Raw genomic sequence first — 4579 nt, forward strand, 5'->3', positions numbered from 1 at the left:
TACCCAGGAGCATCTTGCTCGCTACTAATACCCAATTTAAATGCATTACAGCTTAAGGATATATAATATTAATAGTCAACAGGTATCGTGTTAGTTGTTATAAACATGCTCTTAATTAATCTATTTTATTGATGTAATTTAAGTTCTTATAAAAAATGCAATACCTAGTAATGATAATCAACAAAAAGCATTTAACCAATAAAAAATAAAGTTAATTCGGGGTTTACAAAAAAGCCTTGACAGGGTATATTTGTAATTAGCTGTATAATTAATCAAAAAATAGTCACAGTGACCCGAATATCCCCAGCAGAGACTTCACCAAAAGAAGTTGCCCCTATTTTTGCCCGCCACGAAACCTTCCACCCAAGGTTTAGTTGGCTCAAAAAAGGATTTGATGCGGCTCGTCAAGACTCCAGCATATTTCTCAAAGATGATGCTCCTGTTATTTTAGGGGTGGGGAAAAACATGGTACGTTCTATTCGCTACTGGTGTCAAGCGTTTAAGGTTCTAAAAGAAGACAAACCGACTGAGTTTGGGCGGAAAGTTCTCAGTGATAGGGGTTATGATCCATTTCTCGAAGATCCAGCTTCGTTATGGTTACTTCATTGGTATCTGCTGAAACCGCCTTGTGAAGCCGCTGCTTGGTACTACGTTTTTAATGTATTCCGTCAAGTTGAATTTACATCTGAAGATTTGCTCAGAGGACTCAAAAACTATAGAACTGAATTAGGAACTCGTACCGCTGAATCGTCTCTCAAGAAAGATGTCACCTGTATTCTCCGCATGTATAGTCAGCCAGAAGAGAAAACGAAATTAATAGAAGACTCTATTGATTGCCCTTTTGCTGAACTAGGAATTATCCATAAGACAGTAGACGCAAAATACTATATCTTCCGTATTGGACAGAAAGTGAATCTTCCGGCTGAGATTATTGTTATGGCTTGTTTAGATTATGCCCAAAGTCGTGGCAATTCAAAAACAATTTCAGTTTCTAGTTTGACTTACGAAAGAGGAAGTCCGGGGGTCGTCTTTAAACTCCCAGAAAGTGCGATTGCTGAAGCGATCGAGAAGATATCTCGTAGCACGAAAGGACTTGCCCTTTCTGATACCGCTGGATTAGTCCAATTTTCGTTTACTCAAGACGCTACTGTACTTATAGAAGAGATATTAAATCAGTATTACCGAACGAGAGGTCATTAATGAATCGTCAAACACTTGAACAATATTTTAGTCTCAACCGTCGTTACTCTCGTTCAGTAAACGTAGAGCGAGATTTAACTCGACTAGAGGCTTTAAAGGGTTATGTTTTAACGGAACGGGCAGTTGATGCTTTGCGACGGATTTTAAAAGGCTTAACCACGGCTGAAGCCAATCATGCTTGGACATTAACCAGTGTTTATGGCACCGGAAAGTCTGCGTTTACCCATTATCTTACCTCCGTCTGCGCCCCGGCTCAGAGCCAGATGCGTTCCTCTGCTTTAGAAATTGCTCAACATACCTTAGGTGCAGAAAGTAGTGACTATCAAGCGTTAACCCAACTTCCGGAAAAGGGTTTATTTCGAGCTGTGGCAACAGCAGCAAGAGAACCAATTAGTCATACAATTGTCCGGGGATTGCTGCGAGGAGCAGAAACGTTTTGGAGTTCTCCTGCCAAGCGGAATAAAATTTCTGTGGTTCGGAAGTTAGAGGACTTAAACACAGAAATTGAGTCGGGGGAAATCATTGAAAATCGAGAGATTCCTGAGTTAGTCCAAGACGTTGCTAAGGCAGCGAATACAGGAGTATTCTTGGTTATTGATGAATTAGGTAAAAATCTGGAATATGCCGCTTATAATCAAGGGACAGAAGACCTCTATGTCTTACAACAATTAGCGGAACTTCCTGGAGATAGCCAAACGCCGATTTATATTTTAGGCATTCTCCATCAAGCCTTTGCCGAATACGGACAACGATTAGCCACAGTCCAGCGGAATGAATGGGCGAAGATTCAGGGGCGATTTGAGGATATTCCGTTTACTGAATCTGCTGGACAAATGATGCGGTTAATCGAAAAAGTGATTAACCTTGAATCCCCTGATAAAATTGCTTGTCAAGTTCATAGTTACGGCAACGAGTGGTCAGAGGGATTAGCAACGGTTTTGACAGGAGAAGAATTGCCGACGGATATCTTTAAGGGCGTTTATCCGCTACATCCTCTATCAGCCTTGGTGTTACCGACACTCTGCCATCGTTATGCCCAAAATGATCGTTCGTTATTTACGTTTCTCACCAGTGCTGAACCATACAGCTTGAGAAACTTCCTCCAAAGGGTTAGTCTTGATGGGGAGAGTTTCAGTTTAGCCACTCTAAAATTAGATTGGATTTACGACTATTTCATTGAAGCGGCGGGGATGGGACTGGCATCTCGTCCCAATCTACAAAGATGGGTGGAAATCCAAGATTTGATTGCTGATGCGAGGTATTTAGAACCGAATTTTATCAAGGTGCTGAAAGCGATTGGTATTTTGAATCTGGTGACGACAACGGGGGCGACTCGGGCGACAAAGCGGTTAGTCACGTTGGCAATGTGTGACTTTCCCAATAACCAGGATCAAATTGCCTATTGGGAAACCGTTATTGAGGGTCTTTTGCGAAGGGGAGTAATTACCCATCGTCGCACCATGGATGAACTGCGAATTTGGCAGGGGTCTGATTTTAATGTCGATCAAGCCCTGTCGGAGTATTTGGAAAAAGACCGTTCTTCTTTGGTCAATTTGCTATCATCTCTGCGTTCATTGCCACCAATTGTGGTACAACGGCACAGTTATAAAACAGGGACATTACGCTATTTTGAACGGCATTATCTGGATAGCACATCGGATTTAACGCAACTCTGCTGCGACAGTGCTGATGCGGATGGTTATGTGGGATATTGGGTGGATGATGTAGAGACGCGCCATGGCGCGTCTCTACATGCTCAGGTTCCCGCCGTGACTGACGATGGCAAACCTTTGGTTTTACTGGGTGCAGCAAAACTAGATGTTCTTCGCTTACGTAGCCGGGAATATGCAGCTTTGAAAGCGATTCAAGATACAGCATCAGAATTACAATCGGATGGAGTAGCCCGCAAAGAAGTGCGCTTTCGGGTGGTTCAAGCCGAACAGCTTTTGGATGAAACCCTGGCGCAAGCGTTTGAGATGACTGGGAATGACCAGCCATGTTGGGTACAGGGGGAAGCAGAACGGATTGGTCATATTACGGATTTTAATGCCAAGCTGTCCGACCTGTGCGATCGCGTCTATGATCAAAGTCCGATTCTGTGGAATGAATTGATTAACCGTCGGGATCTCACCTCCCAAGGCGCAAAAGCCAGACGGGAACTGATTACAGCAATGGTTGAACGGGGGAGTCAGGAAAGGTTAGGACTAGAAGGCTATGGTCCGGAAGTGAGTATGTACTATTCTCTGTTAGGGGAAACAGGTATTCACCGCCAAGAGGAGGGGGAGTGGGACTTTTACCCACCCTCGGAAGGGTCTAAAGTGGGTTCCTTTTGGCAAGCGATTGAGGAGTTTTGTTTATCCGCTAAGGAGAAACCCAAAAGCCTTGACCAAATTTATCAGCGTTTAGCGGCTGCACCCTACGGTATCAAACCTGGGGCGATTCCGGTGATGTTAGCGGCGGTTTTGCTACACCATGTTGATGATCTGGGGGTTTATCGAGATGGGACGTATATTCCGATTTTGGGTTCAGAACATTTTGAGTTATTGGTCAAAGATCCCTCACGGTACGCAGTGAAGTATTTTGAAGTGGTGGGGTTGCGATCGCAAGTCTTTAAGGAACTCGAAGCGATTTTACGTCAATCGAAGCTTAAGAAAGGGAAAATCCGGAATGCTACGTTGTTAACGGTTGTGACTCCTTTATATCAATTTGTTAATCGGCTTCCGGCTTATACCAAGCAAACCAAGCGAATTAGTCAGGAAGCGCAGAGGGTTTTGACTGCACTCAAGGAGACAACTGAACCGGATGAGTTGTTGTTTAATCAGTTACCCAGGTCCTTTAATTTACCCCCGATTGACCCTTCGACTTACCTCGACTTCGCTCGGTACAAGTCGCTCAGGGTCAAGACGGAAGCCGGGGATGATGGGACAATTGCCAAAAGCCTGCGTTCGCAACTGGTGCAGGTACTACGGGAGATTAATACGGCTTACGAAGGTTTGTTGAGTGAATGTCAACGCTTGCTGCACAATGCCTTTGGGGTCAGTAGTCGGGAACAAAAACTGCGGGAAGAATTGCGGGTGCGATCGCGTCCTTTGGTGGGGAAATGTGTCGAGCGAACGTTGCGAAGTTTTACCCAAGCGGCGGTGGATGAGGAGAAGACAGACAGGGAGTGGTTAGCAGCTTTGGTAATGATTGTCGCCGATAAGCCGGCGGAGTCATGGACGGATGAAAATGTCACGGGGTTTGAAATTAAACTATCGGATTTAGCGCGGCGGTTTAAGAATCTGGAAGCGTTAGATCACGAAACTCGCGACCAAGGGGAAGGGTTTGATGCGCGTCGCATTACGGTAACGCAACCGGATGGAAAGGAAACCCACCGTTT

2 protein-coding genes are annotated in these 4579 nt (G+C 44.6%); both read left to right on the forward strand.

Annotated features, from left to right (window positions below; genetic code table 11):
- The first annotated feature begins 288 nt into the window (after positions 1-288).
- Positions 289-1200 carry a DUF4007 family protein gene (locus ACLFWI_RS27315; protein WP_446415546.1) on the forward strand — a complete coding sequence of 304 codons (912 nt, stop codon included), beginning with the start codon at positions 289-291 and terminating at the stop codon, positions 1198-1200.
- Positions 1200-4579, forward strand: a 3380-nt coding sequence (locus ACLFWI_RS27320; protein WP_446415547.1) for a hypothetical protein, incomplete at its 3' end; no start/stop codon positions are given. The genes ACLFWI_RS27315 and ACLFWI_RS27320, both read left to right, overlap by 1 nt.

The organism is Coleofasciculus sp. (assembly GCF_046539235.1).
Lineage (GTDB): Bacteria > Cyanobacteriota > Cyanobacteriia > Cyanobacteriales > Coleofasciculaceae > Coleofasciculus.